Raw genomic sequence first — 16,724 nt, forward strand, 5'->3', positions numbered from 1 at the left:
TGATGTCCCGTTCAATTGGGTAGGGGCGACATCGCCCGCGACATTCCGATTACAGCCAAACAAGTCCAGTGTCGGCAACCCGGAGGCCGCTGTGGCAGTTTGTGAAACATTCAGGCTAGGAGCCTGCGGATCTTCACCTGCGACAGTGCCGAGTAATTATATGACCTTGCCGGCTACATTTGAGCAAATCATTCGTCTCGCCATCGGTCTAGCCATGATCGTCCTCCCCGTGTACTGCACGCTGAAGCTCATCGACTTCAAGGAAGGGCGCTACGTTTTCCTGCCCCTTGCATTGAGGTGGCTTCATTATTGGAATTGACCATGACGATTGGATTGACGGAAGATTCGTCACATTTCACCGCCTTGGACGCCTCCTTCACCTCCGCCGGACTGACACCGCACCAAAGCCAGCGGGCAAGGCTTGATCCGCCGGCGAACCCCGCACGCCCTACCACTGAGTATCCAGCCCAAGAATTCACTTCCCAGGTTTTTTGGGTTCTGTCCGGTTTCAAAGCGCCAGGCGAGAGGCTGATCGCGCCGTGCGCAAATTGCAAGTTGGCGGAATAAACCCTATCTGGGGTATGCTCGATTCGCTTTAGCAGGCGCGAAGCCTGCTCAATCACATTAAAAACAAAATGTCATTGAAAAAAATGCCTTTGATTCGACCGTGTTGCATCTTAATGCTCAGTGCTGCCGTGCTGTTATCCGGTTGCGCTGACCTGCCTGCATGGATGATGGTGCAGCGCCAGTCGGCCATCACGGATTACCGCCATTTTCAAAATGCTGCAGTTGCGCATTCGCTGGAAGCGTCACGATTTCTTACGGCGGACACACACACCGTGACGCTGCCCGACTTTCGGGGCGAGACATTTGATGCCGTCATGGAGCGCAACGGGACGGTGGCGATCGTGATCGTTCAGCACGGCAAGGTCCTGATGGAGCGCTACTACAATGGGTACAAGCGCGATAGCATCGTCACGTCCTTCTCCGTCGCCAAATCTGTGGTGTCCGCTTTGGTCGGCATCGCGATCGGCGACGGTCACATTCAAAGCATCGACGATCCGATCACGCGCTATTTGCCGGAGCTGGCAGCAAGCGACACACGCTTTTCCCGCATCACGATTCGCAACCTGCTGGAAATGCGAAGCGGCATCCGCTTCGATGAAGGCTACGGCTCGCCATGGGCCGATGCTGCCAAATTCTATCTAACCACCAACCTGGCGACCAAGTTAAAAGGGCTAAAAATCGAGCGCGCGCCCGATGAGCGATATCATTACAGCAGCGGCGATACCCAGCTATTGGGCACCATCGTTCAACGCGCGACGGGCACGCCGCTTCCACGCTATCTGCAGGACAAGATCTGGCAGCCGATGGGCGCTGCCTACGATGCAAGCTGGAGCGTGGACAGCCCGAAGAACAGCTTGCCGAAGGCCTTTTGCTGCATCAACGCACGCGCCCTTGATTTTGCGCGCTTTGGCCAGCTGTACTTAAACGATGGAAGCTTCAATGGCCGGCAGATCGTGCCGGCCGATTGGGTCAGGCAAAGCACCCAAGTGCGCGAGCATGCCGGCAGCACGCCGGCAAGCCGCGGGAACGTTGAAGGACCAGGCATGCGCTGGGCCGCATATTACGCCTGGCAATGGCGACGCACGACCGTGCCAGATGCGACATCGGAACTCGGCGTCAAACCGGGCCGTGACTTCTATGCGGAGGGCCATCTCGGACAGTTTATTTATGTTGCCCCGGCCGAAGACATGGTGATCGTCCGTCTCGGTCACAAGTATGGCAATGCCTGGTGGCCTGGCCTGATGGGGCGCATCGCGCGCATGAATCCTTAGCGCAACCCACGAGCCGGCGGCGTGGGCTGACTGCGCTACCTGGAACGCTTACTTCGGCCGATAGATCGCACACAGCTTGTTGCCGTCGGGATCGCGCACATAGGCCAGGTGTAGCGCACCCAAGGCGCCTTCACGCAGGCCCGGCGGGTCCTCGATCGACTGGCCGCCAAATTCTACCGCCGTGTCATGAAATTTCTTCACCTGCTCAACTGACGTGCACTTGAAACCAATGGTGCCACCGTTCGCGCAGGTCGCTTGTTCACCATTGATCGGCTCACTGATGCAGAAAGTACTTCCCTCGTGCCGGTAGAACAACCGGGTGTGACCGGATGGCGCCTTGTTGAGCATTGGTTCGCCTGCCCCGAGAACGCCGAGCACGGCGTCGTAGAAACGTTTCGATTGTTCGATGTGGTTCGAACCGATCATTACATGATTGAACATTTAGTCTCCTTTTGTCCCTGGATAGTGTCCGAGGCTCCTTGCCAATTATAGAACAATGCAACGACACCATCGGCGGCGGACCACTGGCCTCCTACTTTCCAAAAATTAAATTTCCACAAGATGAGCAGGTAGCACACGCCTGGAGTAGAACTCCGCGCGACGCCGTCGCCGGATCACTTCTGATCGGAGCATTCTGATGAATGCCCCCGCGCGCCGCGGGCGGGCAACGGCCAAACCCAATACCGGCCGCCTCCCCTGCCGGGTTGATGAACGACCCGCGCGAACATTGCCATTGTGCCAGCGCATTGATGTATCCTGTGCCCATCTCTACTTTCTTCTCCCTACATGAACCATCCTGAACTCCAGGCGAAAACCTTCCTGCTGCTGCTGGTCGTCGTGACTGTCGCGTTTGGCTACATCCTGATGCCATATTTCGGCGCCATTTTCTGGGGCGCGGTGCTGGCCATCCTGTTCACGCCGTTTCATCGCAGCATCTCGCGCAAGATGGGCGAGCACCGGCCCGTCCTGGCCGCGCTGACCACGCTCGCCATATGCCTCGTGGTGGTGATTTTTCCGATGATCCTGATCGCCATTTCGCTGGCGCAGGAAGGCACGGCGTTGTATCAAAAAGTGGCGTCGCGCGAGATTGATGTCGCTGTATTTCTGCAAAATATCTTCAACGCACTGCCGTCGTGGGCGCACAACATCATGGCGCGCCTTGGCATGGACAACATCGCCACGCTGCAGAGCAGGCTATCGGACGCGGCGATGCAAGGCAGCAAATTCGTCGCCACCAATGTGCTCGCCATCGGCATGAATGCATTCGACTTCATCGTCAGTTCCTTCGTCATGCTGTACCTGCTGTTTTTCCTGTTGAAAGATGGTACCCCGCTGGCCGCGCGCATCCAGCGCGCCGTCCCGCTCAGCAACGAGAACAAGCAACTGCTGTTCGACAAGTTCACCACCGTGATCAAGGCTACCGTGAAGGGCAACTTCCTCGTCGCAGGCGCCCAGGGTGCGCTCGGCGGCATCGCCTTCTGGGTACTGGGCGTGCAGGGAGCACTGCTGTGGGCAGTGGTGATGGCGTTCTTCTCGTTGCTGCCGGCAGTTGGCGCGGCCATCATCTGGGCGCCCGTTGCCATCTATTTTCTAATCACCGGCGCCGCGTGGAAGGGCGCGGCCCTGATCGCGTTCGGCGTGATCGTGATCGGCCTGGTCGATAATATCCTGCGCCCTATCCTGGTCGGCAAGGACATCAAGATGCCGGACTACCTCGTGCTCATCTCGACCATCGGCGGCATGGCCATCTTCGGCCTGAACGGCTTCGTCATCGGCCCGGTCGTCGCAGCGCTATTCATCGCAATGTGGGATATTTTCTCGGCACACAAGAACAATCCGACGCACGCGTGAGGCGCCAAGGGCGCTGCAACGGTTCGACTTCCAGCGCCAACAAAACAAAAGCCCGCGAACGTTGTTCGCGGGCTTTTTGCCATGCTACAGCGCATTGGCTGCCGGGGCCGGTGCAGCGAAGCGCTATTTCGGCGCTGCCGATACAGGCGCCTTCAGGTTCATCTTCATGAATACCAGGCCATGGTTGGTCGCCATGACGATATCGCTGTCGCCATCGCCATCGATGTCACCAATGGCAAGCGCGTCCGGGTGATCGGCAGTGAACGGGACCTTGTACAACCAGCCTACCAGCGCCTCCTTGCGCGGTTGTCCGTAATACACGGTGACGGTGTTCAATTCGCGATTCACCACGACAATGTCGTTCCTGCCATCCGCGTTGATATCGCTGATCTGCGTCGCGCCAGGAAGTTCGGGCGACGCGAGCGGGGTGCCAGCCTTCAATTCGCCCTGGGCGTCCTGATAAAACGTGATCATCCGGGCGAGCGGCTTGTTGGCGGTGACGCTGATGACAACATCGGCCAATCCGTCCTGGTTGATGTCGCCCACGCTCAGGTTGCCGAGCACGCCGGTGGTGACGAACGGCGGCGGCAGGTCGTAGTATTTTGCCGCCGCGAAGGTACCGTCGGCCTTTTGCGCCAGCACCGAAAACTGCGGCGCGCCACGGTTCTGTCCGCGCATCTGCACGATGTCGATCCGGCCGTCATTATTGACATCGCCAAGCGCCATATCGTCGGTGCCGGTGTCGACCGGATAAGATGCCGCCGGCGCAAACACGCCAGCCGATACTTGCAGGATCACGCTGACCGACGCAGTGTTGAAGCCGGCGCCGACCATGTCGAGCAGTCCATCGCGATTGATGTCGACCAGCTTGACGCGGTAGGCGTCGCCGGTCGGCAGCAGTTGAGGCGCGGTCAGCTGGCCCGTCGCGTTCTGGACGAACACTTGCATGCCGCACACGGCGTCGGGGCGGTCGCCCAGCGTGGAAACAACGACGTCGTTCTTGCCATCCTTGTTGATGTCGCCAACCTTGACCGCGGTCGGGATGCAGTTTGGCGAACTCATCTTGTAGCCAACGGGCTGTGCCAGCACGCCGTCGGCGCCCTGCAAGTACACCTGCAACGTGTCGGTCACTGTGCCGCCCGAGCGCACGGAAACGACGTCGGCGCGGCCATCGCCGTTGACGTCCCCCACCGTGACAGCGAGTGGATTGGTCGTGGGGAACAGTTCAACGGTGGTCACATCGGCTGCCGGCGGAATCGAGAGGAAGTTCCAGCGCATTTCCTGCGCGAGCGCCACGCCCGCCTTGCTGCGGATTCCGGTCGTCAGCAACACGGTATACGGCCGCGTCATCTCGAGCGGCGCGAGCGGCTTGATGTCGACGTCGCGCCCGTTCAGGACCACGGTTGCCGGGACGTTGACGGTACCTTGCATCAGAACAACTGTGCCCGGGTTGACCGTGGCAGGATCGACATCGATGCTGAACTGGGCGCGAATGCGCGCGTCAAGGCCGAAGTAGGTTTCGAGCGAAACCGGGTCCAGCAACACGGCGGTCGGCGCTGCTGTCACCGGCGCCGGCACGCCAGGTACCGATCCACCCGCGCCGCCGCCGCCGCCGCCGCCGCAACCACCGAGTACGACCAGCGCAATGCTGACAGCGACGAAGGAGCGGACGGATGCTTCACCGAGCCGTGTTTTGTTCATGATGCCACCTTTTAAAGATTAATATTTTGATATCTTAAGTAATGCTAACATCCGGTCTGATCAGACCGCTGCACGATAGAAAATGTTGCGATATCAAAATTTAACATGAGGGAAGGCACCGTTCGATTCACGACGGAATAATAATTGCAATAAACAGTAACAACGCACACGCGCACTGCGGCGATGCGAATCGCCGGGATGCAGGCAGTGGAAAAAACGGCATGGGGCGGCAGCGCTCCTGCCGGCAGGATCAGACGAGCAAGGCGGCACTCATCAACTGATATTCCTCGGCCGATTCTTTCTGGATGTTCTCCAGCGTTTGCTGGTCTAACACGAAGTCGAGCGCGGAATCTTGGGAAATGCGTTGCGGATCGGCCGGCGCCGCCAGTGGCGACTGAACCGGGGCGAACTGGTTGGCCAGCAGCAGCGTGTCGAGCAAGGTACTTGGCGGCATTCCCATCAGGGCGCCGCGCAGGCTCTGGATGGCCGCGACGACCGAATCGGGAATCGACAGCTTGCGCATTACCTCACGGCTGACCACTTCCTCGCACAGCTGGATCCAGTTTTCCGGGTCGGCGTCGAGCAGGCCCGGAAATTCATCGGCGCGCGACAACAGGTAGAAGCCACCCACTTCGTGCACGATGGCGGCAAACAGCGCCGTATCCGGATTGATGAAGGTGACGCGGCGGGCGAACACCTGCGCCAGCGCGGCCACGTGGGCGGTGTGCTCCCACAACTGTTCGGCCTTGAAACGCAGTTCCGGGTCGACGATGCGGCTGCCGAACTGGCGCACTACCAGCCCGGCCACGAGCATTTGCAGGTTGCGGTAGCCGATCCGCATCACCGCCGCGCGCACGTTCGTCACCGTCGCCTCGCCATTGCGGTTGAAGGCGGCTGAATTGGCCAGCGCCACAGTGCGTGCGGCCAGCTGCGGTTCGCCGAGCACGAGCTTGATGGCGTCCTCGATATGGCAGTCGGGATTGTCCAGCGCAAGTTGCAGGCGGAGCGCGGCATTCACGCTGGTCGGGAAGATGATTTCCCCACGTTCGGCCTGGGCGGCAATGAGTCCAAAGGTTTCGAGTTTATTCACCGGAAAATTATACCTTGGCACGGACTCGAATAGTGGGATAGTGGGCCGCATCGCAACTAGCGCCGGCGCCTGCAACGGGCCAGCGCCCGCGCGGCAACTTGCGTCACCGGCGGGCACTGTTGCTACTGCCTGCAATTCGTATTACTTGACCTTGATTGCGCTCTTGACGTTCGACACGCCTTCGACGCCCTTGGCCAGGGCCACTGCCTTGTCGGCATCGGCTTTCGAATCGACGAAGCCGCTCAGCATGACCACGCCTTTTTCGGTCTCGACGTGGATCGCCATCGATTTCAGCTCAGGCTCCTTGAAAATGTCAGCCTTGACCTTGGTGGTGATGACCGAGTCGGCCACCACGGCGCCGGACTTGCGTGCGGCGACGCTGGACTTGTCGGCCGCGGTGTCGGTTGCGCGGTCGGTCTTGTTGGCCACCGTGGCGGCGGCGTTACGCGTCTTGTCGGCCACGTTCGCTGCCACTTCCTTGGTTTTTTCAACGGCCGTCGCGGCGGCGTTGCGGGTCTTTTCGGCGGCAACGGCTGCAGCACTGCGGGTGTTGTCGGCGGCGTGGTCGACCGCATTGGCGGTACGGTTGGCGACCGTGCCAGGCACCGTCGTCGTCGTGGTGCCGCCGAGGGTGGTCACTTCGCCGGTCTTGTTATCGATCAGGCAGCCGGTTTTCGAACCGCCGGCGATCTGAGCGCACTTGTCGACAGCGGCAGCCTTGTTGGCGTCGCGCGTGGCGGTGGTGGTAACAGGATTGACGCCGTCGGTGGTGGCAACGGCGCGGTCAGCCTTGGCATCGGCCAGGGCGGCGGTGTGGGCCGAAGCGGCGGTGGAGACGCACGTACTCTTGTCGGCGCCGGTCGCGTCGGCGCACTTGGCCTTGGCCAGCGCGTAATCGGCGTTGGCCACGATGGTGCGCGCCTTGGCGCGGCCCTTGTCGGTGTTGTTGTACTGCGCTACCGCATCGGCTTCGGCGTGGGCGCGGGCCGCTTTCGCTTCCTCGGTGCAGATGCTCTTGGCGCTGCCGGTCATGCTGGTGCATTTGGCGGCGGCGGCCTTGTAGTCGGCGGCGGCCTTGGCGGTCACGTTTTTATAGGTCGCAGGATCGTGGTTCAGGTTGGCAGTCGGTGCTGCTGCAAAGCTTGCGCTGACGGCGGTGGCCAGCAAGGTGGCGAGAATCGTGGTTTTCATGGGTGATCCCTCGAATGATTGTTGTAAGTGACGGTATTTAACGCCGTTAACCGATGCTTATCTGTGCGACAACGAACACTTGTCGAAAAAACCACCCTGGCAGATTGTACTGCTTGCCAAACGTCTAACGCCGGTTGGCAAGCAGCAGGCCTTCGCTCCATAAGCCGGCGACGTCGTCGAATACGGTCGCCGCGCGGCCGAACGCGGCCGGCTCGCGCGCCAGCGCCACCCAGGCGCGCGTGTCATGCGCGCTGCCGTGCGCCGGCGGCGTGCCGCGCACCGTTTCCAGCCAGCCGTGCACTTCGCCATAACTGTCGGGATGATGGCGCGCGATCCACGCCAGTGCCACCAGGTCGGCGAAGCCCTCCTCGCGGCGGCCTTCGCGCATCGCTTTCGCCGCCGCCAGCATATCGTCGTTGCCGGCGCGCAGCTCGGCGGTCTCGACAAACCCGGCCGGCAAGGCATGCCACACGCCGTAGACGTAACGCCAGCAATGGCCCACTTCGTGCGCCGTCATCGCCTCGATCAGCACGCCGCGGCGTTCTTCCGGCACAGTCTCGAGGATCGTCTCGGCGCCCGGATTGCCGCGCATCGACAGCACCAGCTTGCAGCGCTTGCCGTCGTAGCCCATCGCGAACGGCACATCGCCGGGACGCGCTTGCGGCTGGACGATGATGTCGATCGGGAGTTTGAGGCGTTGCGAGTATGCCAGCACCGGTCCGGCGGCGGCGAGCCACCGGGTTTCCTGGGCGGTCAGGCTGGCGTCGGCGTGCGCCGGGACAGCGGTGGCGAGGAGGCAGAGCGCCGCGATCAGAAGTTGCTTGAACATGTCAGTATCCTTGCGAAGACCATACATGCCTATCGGCAGTTCTTTAGCGCTCCTTACCCCTTCAGATCAATATATATTTCTTTGTGGAAAAACTAATAACGAACATGTTTTGTTCGCGTGCCATCAAAAGGTTTCCCATTCGTCGCTGTTCTGCCTGGCGGTCGCGAGCCGCTTCGGGGCCGGCGGCTTGGCCCGTTGCGGCGCCGGCGCGGCGCGCAGCATGCCCGGCTTTGCCGCCAGAGCTGACGCTGCCGCATCACCCAGGTTGAACACGCCGACCACTCGCGCCAGCGCCGCCGCCTCGTCGTTGAGCGAGGTGGCGGCCGCGCCGGCCTGCTCCACCAGCGCGGCGTTTTGCTGGGTCACTTCATCCATCTGGCCGATCGCCAGGTTGACCTGTTCGATGCCGGCGATCTGCTCCTGGCTGGCCAGCGCGATCTCGCCCATGATGTCGGTCACGCGCGCCACGCTGGTGACGATTTCCTGCATCGTGCTGCCGGCCTGGTCGACCAGGCGGGCGCCGACGTCGACGCGCTCGACCGAATTGCCGATCAGCGTTTTGATTTCCTGCGCCGCGGCGGCCGAGCGCTGCGCCAGGTTGCGCACTTCGCTGGCGACGACGGCAAAGCCGCGGCCCTGCTCGCCGGCGCGCGCCGCTTCTACGGCGGCGTTCAGCGCGAGGATATTGGTCTGGAATGCAATGCTGTCGATCACGCCGATGATGTCGACAATCTTCTTCGACGACTCGTTAATCGTGGCCATCGTCTCGACCACCTGCGCCACCACCGCGCCGCCCTTGACCGCCACTTCCGAGGCCGACAGCGCCAGCACGTTGGCCTGGCGCGCGTTGTCGGCGTTCTGGCGCACGGTGCCGGTGAGCTCTTCCATCGACGACGCCGTCTCTTCCAGCGTGCCGGCCTGGCTCTCGGTGCGCGCCGACAAATCGAGGTTGCCGGCGGCAATTTCGCTCGACGCGGTATTGATGGTGCCGGTGCCGGCGCGTACCTGGCTGACGATGTCGACCAGGCTGTTGCGCATGCCTTGCATCGCAAACAGCAGGCTCGAGTCGTCACCGGCGCGGGTGTCGATCGGCATCGACAGGTCGCCGGCGGCAATGCTGCCGACGATGGCGGCGGCGTAATCGGGCTGGCCGCCGAGCTGGCGCAGCAAGCCGCGGCTGATGAACCAGGCGGCGACCGTGCCGGCGGCGAGCGCGACGGCCGACAGCGCCAGCATCCACAGCAGGAACGATTTCGACACCGCGCGGGCGCTGTCAGCCTCCCTCTTGCTCAGCGCTTCTTCGAGGTCGATCAGGCGGTTGACGCTGGCGAGCCATTCGACGAAGGCCGGCGCAGCCTGCTTGGCCAGCAGATCGCTCGCTTCGGCCGTGCTGTCGGCCAGGCGCAGCGCGATCACCTTGTCGATCATCGGCTGGGTCTTGCGTTCGACCTCCTTGATGCCAGCCAGCGCCGCTTTCTCGTCGGCCGACACGGCGCCCGTAAACAGTGCGTCGAGCGGCGCTGCCGACTTGGCGTAGTTGTCGGCCAGCTTCTTGATCAGCTCGACCTGGACGCCGACGGCGCCGCCATCGGCGGCCAGCACCACGTCGCGCAGCGCGATGGCGCGGTCGTGAACGCTGCCGCGGAAATTGATGGCGTAACGCTGCTTGACGTTGTTGACGTCGTTGATGCGGCCCAGGCTGGTGTCGATGCTGTTGACGCGACTCACTGCCATCGCCACCAACGCGATCATCAACAGGAATACCGTCCCGAAGCCGAGGCCAAGGCGCCGGCCGATTGTCATGCTGGATTTTTTCATTCTATGCTCTGGTAGGTGGACGAATACCGGGGGTCCGGCAGGCGTGTACTCGCGCGTGGATTTATGTTCCTACGAGCAACTTTTTATACTGTATCACAATGAAAAGGATTCATGTTTGTAACGCCGCTGAACAAATAGCCTTTAGATTATTGCAATGAAAAGATTGCCAAGCAGGCTAGCGAGAAATGCGCGCGTCAATACAAAGGGCCGCTGCAATAACGCCAGCGGCCCTTCCATATTGACGCCAGAAATTTACCTGGCCGGCGCGGCCGTGGTCAGTGAGGCAGCTGTTGTAAATTCGGGACGAATGTCGTTTGGCACCGACTGCTTCATCTTGTCGAGCGCCTTCTGCACGTCCGGACGGATCACCACGTACTTCGTCATCATCGCTTTGGCGCGCGCATAGTCGCCCGTCGCTTCGATCGTGAGGAACTCGCGGTCCAGGTCCATCACCGCCTGGCCGATCTTCTTGAAGTCGACCGCGAAAGTGCCGTCGCCGAGCGAAATCAAGCCGCCCGCGTCGAGCAGGTAGTTGACCTGGATCGCCATGCCGCGCGCGTGCGAATCGGTCAGGCCGAAATGCAAAGTGCGGAAGGCCGACGCCAGGAACGTGTTGTACAGCTTGCGCTGGGCCAGCGCGCCCTGGCCCAGCGTGTCTTTCAGCTGGCCCTTCGCCATCATGTGCGTCAACGCCCACAAGCCGGTGACATCGGCCTTGGCTTCCTCGATGGTCGAATAGGTGTCCTTCAGGTCCTGCCGCGGGGTCGACGTCTTGCCGCCGTTGTTGGTGATGTGCGGGCCCAGGCCATGGGTGATCTCGTGGGCGAGGATATGCGTGAAGAAGCTGTCGAAGTCGACGTCCTTCTGCGCGTCGGCGCGCAGCACAATTTTCGCAATCGGCGTCAGCGTCGATTTGAATTTCGCCTGCTGCACGTTCTTGAGCATGACGCGCTTCGAGCCGCGCTGGCTGATGATGCGCTCGTCGTTGGGCAGGTTGTAGGCCGCCGTCTGCACGCCCATGTTGCCGTCGCCGGCGCCGTACACCTGGTTGACAACCACCATCGGCGCCAGCGCGCCGACCTTCGGATTGCGGTACTTTTTGTCGAGCGGCAGATTGTCTTCCAGTTCCTGCATGTGCTTGCCCAAGAAGTCGAGCTTTCTGGTCTCCTTCGGGTCGCGCACGTTGACGTAGGCTTCGAATGCGGCCTTGTAGCCGAACAGCTCGTCGTTGTACGTCTCGTACGGGCCGATCGTGACGTCGACCGGCGAATCGAGATCCATCCACGCGAAGTCCGACGCCAGGTAGTCGTTCGACAGGAAAGCGTCGGCGCGCAGGTTGAGGAATTTTTTCAGCGAGGCGTTATCGGTCGCCGCCGCGGCCAGCTTGAGCAAGGCCGACAGCTTCTCGAGGTCGGCGCGGTACTCGTCCGAATACTTCACCGTCTTGAACTTGCCGTCGGCGCCGGTGCGGATGGTGGTGAAGAACCATTGCGCCTGCTCCTTGTCCTTCGCCGGCAGTGCGTTCATCCACGCCTCGAGCGCCGCCTTGCCGGCGCCGGCCGGATAGAAGTTGGCGCCGTCCGGCTTCCTGGCGGTGATCTTGATGCCCGCGTATTCGGCCGGCATGAACGACTGGTTGCCGTCGATGATCGACCACGGCCCCTTGTTGAGCCAGAAGTAGCGCTGGCGCGCCTTGCCCAGTGCCGACTGGTCCTTGTTCAAGGCCTCCCACAGCGCCTCGTTGTCTGCCCAGCGCTGGCGCAGCTGCAGCGTGTCGATGATTTTCGCCGCCTCGATCAGCTTGACGATGGCCGCCTTGTCGCCGGCCGACAGGGCCGACGTGTCGGCCGTCAGGCTGACCGGCGCGAAGCGCTTGGCCATCGCGTCGAGATGAACGGCGGAGGTGTCGGCAGCGCCGGCGGCGCCGGCGGCGATCATCAACATGATTGGAGCGAGAAGATTCTTCATGGGTCCTTTGGCGGAAAAGAATGCGAGGGCCCCATTGTAAGGGGTCAGACCCCGGATCTTCTTTCAGGGGGTCTGACCCCGGTTCGAAGCTGCCGGCAACTCCGGGGTCTGAGCCTTGACTGAACAAGCCGGGTCAGACTCCTGCGGCAGATAGATCAGCGCGCTGACGGCGCCTGCGCGATCGTCGCCAGCGGCGCCTGCTGCGTCCAGCCGGCGCCGAGCGCGCGCGCCACCGCCACCGCCGCCAGCAGGCGCTGCGTGCGGATCTGCGCCGCGGCGCGATCGGCCGTCAGCGAACTGCGCTGCGCATCGGTCACGTCCAGGTAGTTCGATACGCCGCGCTCGTAGCGCGCCTGCGCCACCAGGTAGGCGCGCGCCGCGGCCTGCTGCGCCTGGGCCTGCACTTCGCCCTGGCGCTGGCGCTGCTGGACGTCCGACAGCGCGTCCTCCACTTCACGCAGCGCCGTCAACAGCCGGCCCTCGTGATTGGCCACCGCCTCGTCGTAGCGTGCCCGCGACACGGCCAGGTTGGCCTTGTTGCGGCCACCGTCGAACACCGGCAACGACAGCGCCAGCGGGCCGACCGAGAACTGGCGCGCACTGCCGCTGGCCAGCTCGCGCAGGCTCTCCGAGGCGACGCCGAAATTGCCCGTCAGGCTGAGCGACGGATAGAACGCGCCTTCGGCCACGCCGACCTGCGCGTTGGCAGAGCGCAGCAGCGCCACGCTAGCGGCCAGGTCGGGCCGCTGCGACAGCAGGCTGGCCGGCAGGCCGACCGGAATGACCGGCGGCTGCGGCAAGGCGGCGTTGCCGATCGACGCGATCAGCGGCGCCGACGGCGTCATGCCGGCCAGCGTCGAGAGGCTATGTTCGAGCAAATTGCGCTGCCGCTGCACTTCGTGCAAATCCGCTTCGGCGTTGGCGCGCTCGACCCGCGCGCGCGACAGATCGAGTTCGTTCGACAGGCCGCCGTTAAAACGCGCTTCAACCAGCTGCTCGGACTCGCGGCGGGTGCCAAGCGCGCTTTTCAGGATCGCCATCTCGGCGTCGAGCCCGCGCAGCTGCCAGTAGTTCGCCGCCACCTGCGCCGACAGCAGCACGATGACGCCATCGCGGTCGTCCTGCGCCGCCAGCGCCTGCGCGTCGGCCGCTTCGACCACGCGCTGCACGCGGCCCCACAGGTCCAGCTCGTACGACAGCGAGGCGCCGAGCGCGAAGTTGTTACCCTTGATCGAGCGTCCGCCCAGCGCCAGCGCCTGCGACGTTTCGGCCGAGGTGCGCGAATTGGCGGCCGATGCGTTGACGTTCAGCGTCGGCGCCTGCGCCGCGCGGAACACGCCAAGCTGCGCCTGCGCCTGCAGCAGGCGCTGGGCGCTGGCCTTGACGCCCGGGTTGCCGCGCACCGCCACCTGTTCGAGCTCGTTGAGGACCGGGTCGTTGAACACGGTCCACCACTCGGCCGGCAGGCGCGCGCTATCGAGCTTCGCCGCGTCGAGGTGGCGGTATGCCGCCGTCTGCGCCAACTTCGGCTCTGAAAAATCGGATCCGACGGTGGCGCATCCTGTCAGCGCCAGGATGGACAGCGCCAGCGCGCTCAGTGCGAAAGGCTTCTTCATGGTCATTCTCATTATCTTGTTTAGTGGGCGCCGGCGCCGCCGCCGGACGGCGACTTGACCTTGTTGGCGAACCAGAGCACCGCGATGCAGCCGATCAGGACGTAACCCATGATCACGAAGCCGTCGTTGTAGGCCATCACATACGACTCGCGCCGCACGATCCCCGCCAGCACCGCCAGCGCCTGGTTGCCGGCGGTGACCGCATCGGTACCGCTGGCGATGAACCCCTGCGTCAGCTGGTCGATGCGCTGCTGGGTGGCGGCGGCGTAGATCGAAATCGACTCGCCCAGGCGCGCCGAGTGGAAGTGCTCGCGGTTGGTCAGCGCCGTGGCCAGCATGGCGATGCCGACCGAGCCGCCGAGGTTGCGCGTCATGTTGAAAAGGCTCGACGCCGACGCCATGTCGCGCGGCGCGATGCCCTGCATCGCGAAGTTCGACAACGTCAGCATGATGAACGGTACGCCGAGCGCGCGCACCACCTGCGACCAGATCAGCTGGTCGTAGCCGGTGGTGAAGTCCATGTGCGAATTCATCAGGCACGAGATGCCGAACAGCGCCAGCCCGAATGAACACAGGATGCGGTTGTCGACCTTCGACGACAGCGCCGCGGCGATCGGCATCACCAGCAGCTGCGGCAGGCCTGCCCACATGATGACCAGGCCGATCTGCATCGGCGTGTAGCCGGCGATCTGGCCCAGGTACAGCGGCAGCAGGAACGAGGCGCCATACAGGCCCATGCCGACGCACGCCGACAGCGCCGTGGCAACGAGGAAGTTGCGCTCGCCGTACAGCCGCAGGTTGACGAACGGTTCGGCGCGCACCATGCTGGTACTGACCCAGCCGACAATGCCCACCAGCGCCAGCGCGGCGAAGGTGATGATGAAGCTCGAATCGAACCAGTCCTTCGAATTGCCTTCTTCCAGGAAGATGGTCAGGCAGCCAAGGCCCACCGCCATGAACGCGATGCCGATCCAGTCGGCCTGCGCCAGCAGTTTGAGCTCGATCTTCTCCTTGTCCAGCCCCCACCAGATGCCGAGGATCAGCAGCAGTCCCGGCACCCAATTGATATAGAAGATCGACGGCCAGCCATACAGTTCCGACAGATAGCCGCCGAGGGTCGGCCCCATCGTCGGCGCCAGCGTGGCGGTCAGGCCGAAGACGGCCATGCCGACCGCGCGCTTCGACGGCGGCAGCTTGGCCATCACCAGCGTCATCGCCATTGGAATCAGCGCGCCGCCGGTAAAGCCCTGCAGCATGCGGAACACGATCATGCTCTCGAGGTTCCACGCCCAGCCGCACAAGGTGGAGAACACCAGGAAGGCGGCGGTGGTGCCGATCATGTAGCCGCGCATGGTGAACACGCGCACCAGCAGCGCGGCGAGCGGAATGACGACGATTTCGGCGCACAGGTAGGCAGTCGAGATCCACGAGCCCTCTTCCTGCGTGGCCGACAGCGTGCCGAGGATGTCCTTCAGCGACGAGTTGGTGATCTGGATGTCGAGCACCGCCATGAAGGCGCCGAGCATGCCGGCGGCGACCGCAATCCACGTGCGCATGTCGACCTGCTCGGCAACGGCCGCCGGCGCTTTGTAGGTTGTGCTGCTCATGGGTTTCCGCTTAGCGGCTGGCGGCTGCGCCCGGCGCGGCCGCGTGGGCTGCCGGCGCCGCTTTCTGGCGCAATTCGATTTCGGCCAGCGCCGACATGCCCGGCACCAGGCGCCCGGCCAGCTGGCGCACGTCTTCCGGCAGCAGCACGATTTTCACCGGCACGCGCTGGACCACCTTGGTGAAGTTACCGGTCGCGTTATCGGCCGGCAGCAGCGCGAACTGGTTGCCCGACGCCGGCGAGAAGCTGTCGACGCGCCCGACCAGCGGATGGTCCGGCATGGCGTCGACGACCACGTGTACCGCTTGTCCCGGCACGATGCCGGCCAGCTGGGTCTCTTTGAAGTTCGCGGTAATCCATACCTCGTCCTGCACGATCGCGGCGAGCTGCTGGCCGGGCTGGACGCGCGCGCCAACTTCCACGCTGCGCTTGCCGATGCGGCCGGCGACGGGCGCGACGATCTGGTTGTAGGCCAGCTGCTGGCGCGCGTCCTTGAGCTGCGTCTGCAGCACCTTGACCTGGGCCTTGAGCACATCGCGCCCGGACCCGGCGGCGGTGATCTGCGCCTGCGCGGCGAGCACGTTGTCGCGGCGTGCGGCCAGGTCGGCGGTGGCGCCGGCGCGGGCGGCGTTGGCCGCGTCAAGTTCGGCCTTCGAGACCGCCTTCATCTGCGTGTTGTACAACTGGCCGTAACGCTCGGCGTCCTGCCTGGTGCGCTGCAGCTGTGCCTGCGACTGCGCCACCTGCGCCTGCGCGCCGCTCGCCTGCGCCTTGACCTGGGCGATGGTCGCCTCGGCCTGCAGCACCTGCTGCTCGGCGCTGGCGATCTGCGCCTGGATCTGCTCGATCTTGACGCGCTGGTCGGCCGGATCGAGTTCGGCGATGACGTCGCCGGCCTTGACGCGCTGGTTATCTTCGACCACCACGCGCGTGACGACGCCGGCGATGCGCGACGACACCGGATGCACGTGGCCGGACACGTAGGCATTCTCCGTTTCGACAAAATAATGGCTGCTGTACCACATGCGCCCGCCGACGCCGAGTGCGATCAGCGCGATCACCGCCACGATGCCGATCAGGCGCCGGTTCGGCGGCGTGCTGGCAGGAGCGGCGGCTGGATGGACGGCGACTAGCGGCGTTGGCTCGGGCTTGGTGGACGTGGCTGACATGGAACAACTCCGGATAGAAAAAATAAAAAGGCGATTGCGCATTATTC

Annotated in this window: 13 protein-coding genes; 3 read left to right on the forward strand and 10 right to left on the reverse strand. The window is 63.3% G+C overall.

Annotation, left to right across the window (positions count from 1 at the left end; genetic code table 11):
• Window positions 1-319 (forward strand): hypothetical protein (locus ACP7DD_RS06140; protein ID WP_426173826.1); only part of this gene is annotated, 319 nt, incomplete at its 5' end.
• 316 nt (window positions 320-635) lie between these two features.
• On the forward strand, window positions 636-1,838 hold the full coding sequence (locus ACP7DD_RS06145) for a serine hydrolase domain-containing protein (protein ID WP_426173827.1): 1,203 nt from the start codon (window positions 636-638) through the stop codon (window positions 1,836-1,838).
• A 48-nt stretch (window positions 1,839-1,886) separates the two neighbouring features.
• Here ACP7DD_RS06145 and ACP7DD_RS06150 read toward each other — a convergent pair whose 3' ends face one another.
• Window positions 1,887-2,279 (reverse strand): VOC family protein, encoded by a 393-nt coding sequence (locus ACP7DD_RS06150; protein WP_426173828.1) that lies wholly within the window; start codon window positions 2,277-2,279, stop codon window positions 1,887-1,889.
• A gap of 345 nt (window positions 2,280-2,624) precedes the next feature.
• Here ACP7DD_RS06150 and ACP7DD_RS06155 point away from each other — a divergent pair, with 345 nt between their 5' ends.
• Window positions 2,625-3,689, forward strand: a complete 1,065-nt coding sequence (locus tag ACP7DD_RS06155) for an AI-2E family transporter (RefSeq protein ID WP_426173829.1) — start codon at window positions 2,625-2,627, stop codon at window positions 3,687-3,689.
• Window positions 3,690-3,812: 123 nt separating this feature from the next.
• On the opposite strand, the gene ACP7DD_RS06160 is transcribed toward ACP7DD_RS06155, so the two are convergent.
• From ACP7DD_RS06160 to ACP7DD_RS06200, 9 genes are all read right to left on the reverse strand, one after another.
• Entirely contained in the window at window positions 3,813-5,390 is a 1,578-nt protein-coding gene (locus ACP7DD_RS06160; protein WP_426173830.1) for an FG-GAP-like repeat-containing protein, read from the reverse strand.
• Between the two features lie 250 nt (window positions 5,391-5,640).
• Window positions 5,641-6,480, reverse strand: coding sequence for an HDOD domain-containing protein (locus ACP7DD_RS06165; protein ID WP_426173831.1), 840 nt, complete (start codon window positions 6,478-6,480; stop codon window positions 5,641-5,643).
• A 141-nt stretch (window positions 6,481-6,621) separates the two neighbouring features.
• Entirely contained in the window at window positions 6,622-7,671 is a 1,050-nt protein-coding gene (locus tag ACP7DD_RS06170) for a BON domain-containing protein (protein WP_426173832.1), read from the reverse strand.
• Window positions 7,672-7,795: 124 nt separating this feature from the next.
• Window positions 7,796-8,500, reverse strand: coding sequence for a hypothetical protein (locus tag ACP7DD_RS06175; RefSeq protein WP_426173833.1), 705 nt, complete (start codon window positions 8,498-8,500; stop codon window positions 7,796-7,798).
• 123 nt (window positions 8,501-8,623) lie between these two features.
• Window positions 8,624-10,318 (reverse strand): methyl-accepting chemotaxis protein, encoded by a 1,695-nt coding sequence (locus ACP7DD_RS06180; protein WP_426173834.1) that lies wholly within the window; start codon window positions 10,316-10,318, stop codon window positions 8,624-8,626.
• A gap of 252 nt (window positions 10,319-10,570) precedes the next feature.
• Window positions 10,571-12,286, reverse strand: coding sequence for a dipeptidyl-peptidase 3 family protein (locus tag ACP7DD_RS06185; RefSeq protein ID WP_426173835.1), 1,716 nt, complete (start codon window positions 12,284-12,286; stop codon window positions 10,571-10,573).
• A gap of 155 nt (window positions 12,287-12,441) precedes the next feature.
• Entirely contained in the window at window positions 12,442-13,902 is a 1,461-nt protein-coding gene (locus tag ACP7DD_RS06190) for an efflux transporter outer membrane subunit (RefSeq protein ID WP_426173836.1), read from the reverse strand.
• A gap of 20 nt (window positions 13,903-13,922) precedes the next feature.
• Window positions 13,923-15,509 carry a DHA2 family efflux MFS transporter permease subunit gene (locus ACP7DD_RS06195; RefSeq protein WP_426173837.1) on the reverse strand — a complete coding sequence of 529 codons (1,587 nt, stop codon included), beginning with the start codon at window positions 15,507-15,509 and terminating at the stop codon, window positions 13,923-13,925.
• A 10-nt stretch (window positions 15,510-15,519) separates the two neighbouring features.
• On the reverse strand, window positions 15,520-16,677 hold the full coding sequence (locus ACP7DD_RS06200) for a biotin/lipoyl-binding protein (RefSeq protein ID WP_426173838.1): 1,158 nt from the start codon (window positions 16,675-16,677) through the stop codon (window positions 15,520-15,522).
• Window positions 16,678-16,724: the final 47 nt, after the last annotated feature.

The sequence above is a fragment of the Massilia sp. TWR1-2-2 genome (assembly GCF_049897565.1).
Lineage (GTDB): Bacteria > Pseudomonadota > Gammaproteobacteria > Burkholderiales > Burkholderiaceae_D > JAFCUW01.

What these genes read in the sequence shown, in the direction of transcription:
- ACP7DD_RS06145 (WP_426173827.1), top strand. Translation starts at nt 636, where the DNA reads ATGTCATTGAAAAAAATGCCTTTGATTCGACCGTGTTGCATCTTAATG.
- ACP7DD_RS06150 (WP_426173828.1), bottom strand. Translation starts at nt 2,279, where the DNA reads ATGTTCAATCATGTAATGATCGGTTCGAACCACATCGAACAATCGAAA.
- ACP7DD_RS06155 (WP_426173829.1), top strand. Translation starts at nt 2,625, where the DNA reads ATGAACCATCCTGAACTCCAGGCGAAAACCTTCCTGCTGCTGCTGGTC.
- ACP7DD_RS06160 (WP_426173830.1), bottom strand. Translation starts at nt 5,390, where the DNA reads ATGAACAAAACACGGCTCGGTGAAGCATCCGTCCGCTCCTTCGTCGCT.
- ACP7DD_RS06170 (WP_426173832.1), bottom strand. Translation starts at nt 7,671, where the DNA reads ATGAAAACCACGATTCTCGCCACCTTGCTGGCCACCGCCGTCAGCGCA.
- ACP7DD_RS06175 (WP_426173833.1), bottom strand. Translation starts at nt 8,500, where the DNA reads ATGTTCAAGCAACTTCTGATCGCGGCGCTCTGCCTCCTCGCCACCGCT.
- ACP7DD_RS06180 (WP_426173834.1), bottom strand. Translation starts at nt 10,318, where the DNA reads ATGAAAAAATCCAGCATGACAATCGGCCGGCGCCTTGGCCTCGGCTTC.
- ACP7DD_RS06185 (WP_426173835.1), bottom strand. Translation starts at nt 12,286, where the DNA reads ATGAAGAATCTTCTCGCTCCAATCATGTTGATGATCGCCGCCGGCGCC.
- ACP7DD_RS06190 (WP_426173836.1), bottom strand. Translation starts at nt 13,902, where the DNA reads ATGAAGAAGCCTTTCGCACTGAGCGCGCTGGCGCTGTCCATCCTGGCG.
- ACP7DD_RS06195 (WP_426173837.1), bottom strand. Translation starts at nt 15,509, where the DNA reads ATGAGCAGCACAACCTACAAAGCGCCGGCGGCCGTTGCCGAGCAGGTC.
- ACP7DD_RS06200 (WP_426173838.1), bottom strand. Translation starts at nt 16,677, where the DNA reads ATGTCAGCCACGTCCACCAAGCCCGAGCCAACGCCGCTAGTCGCCGTC.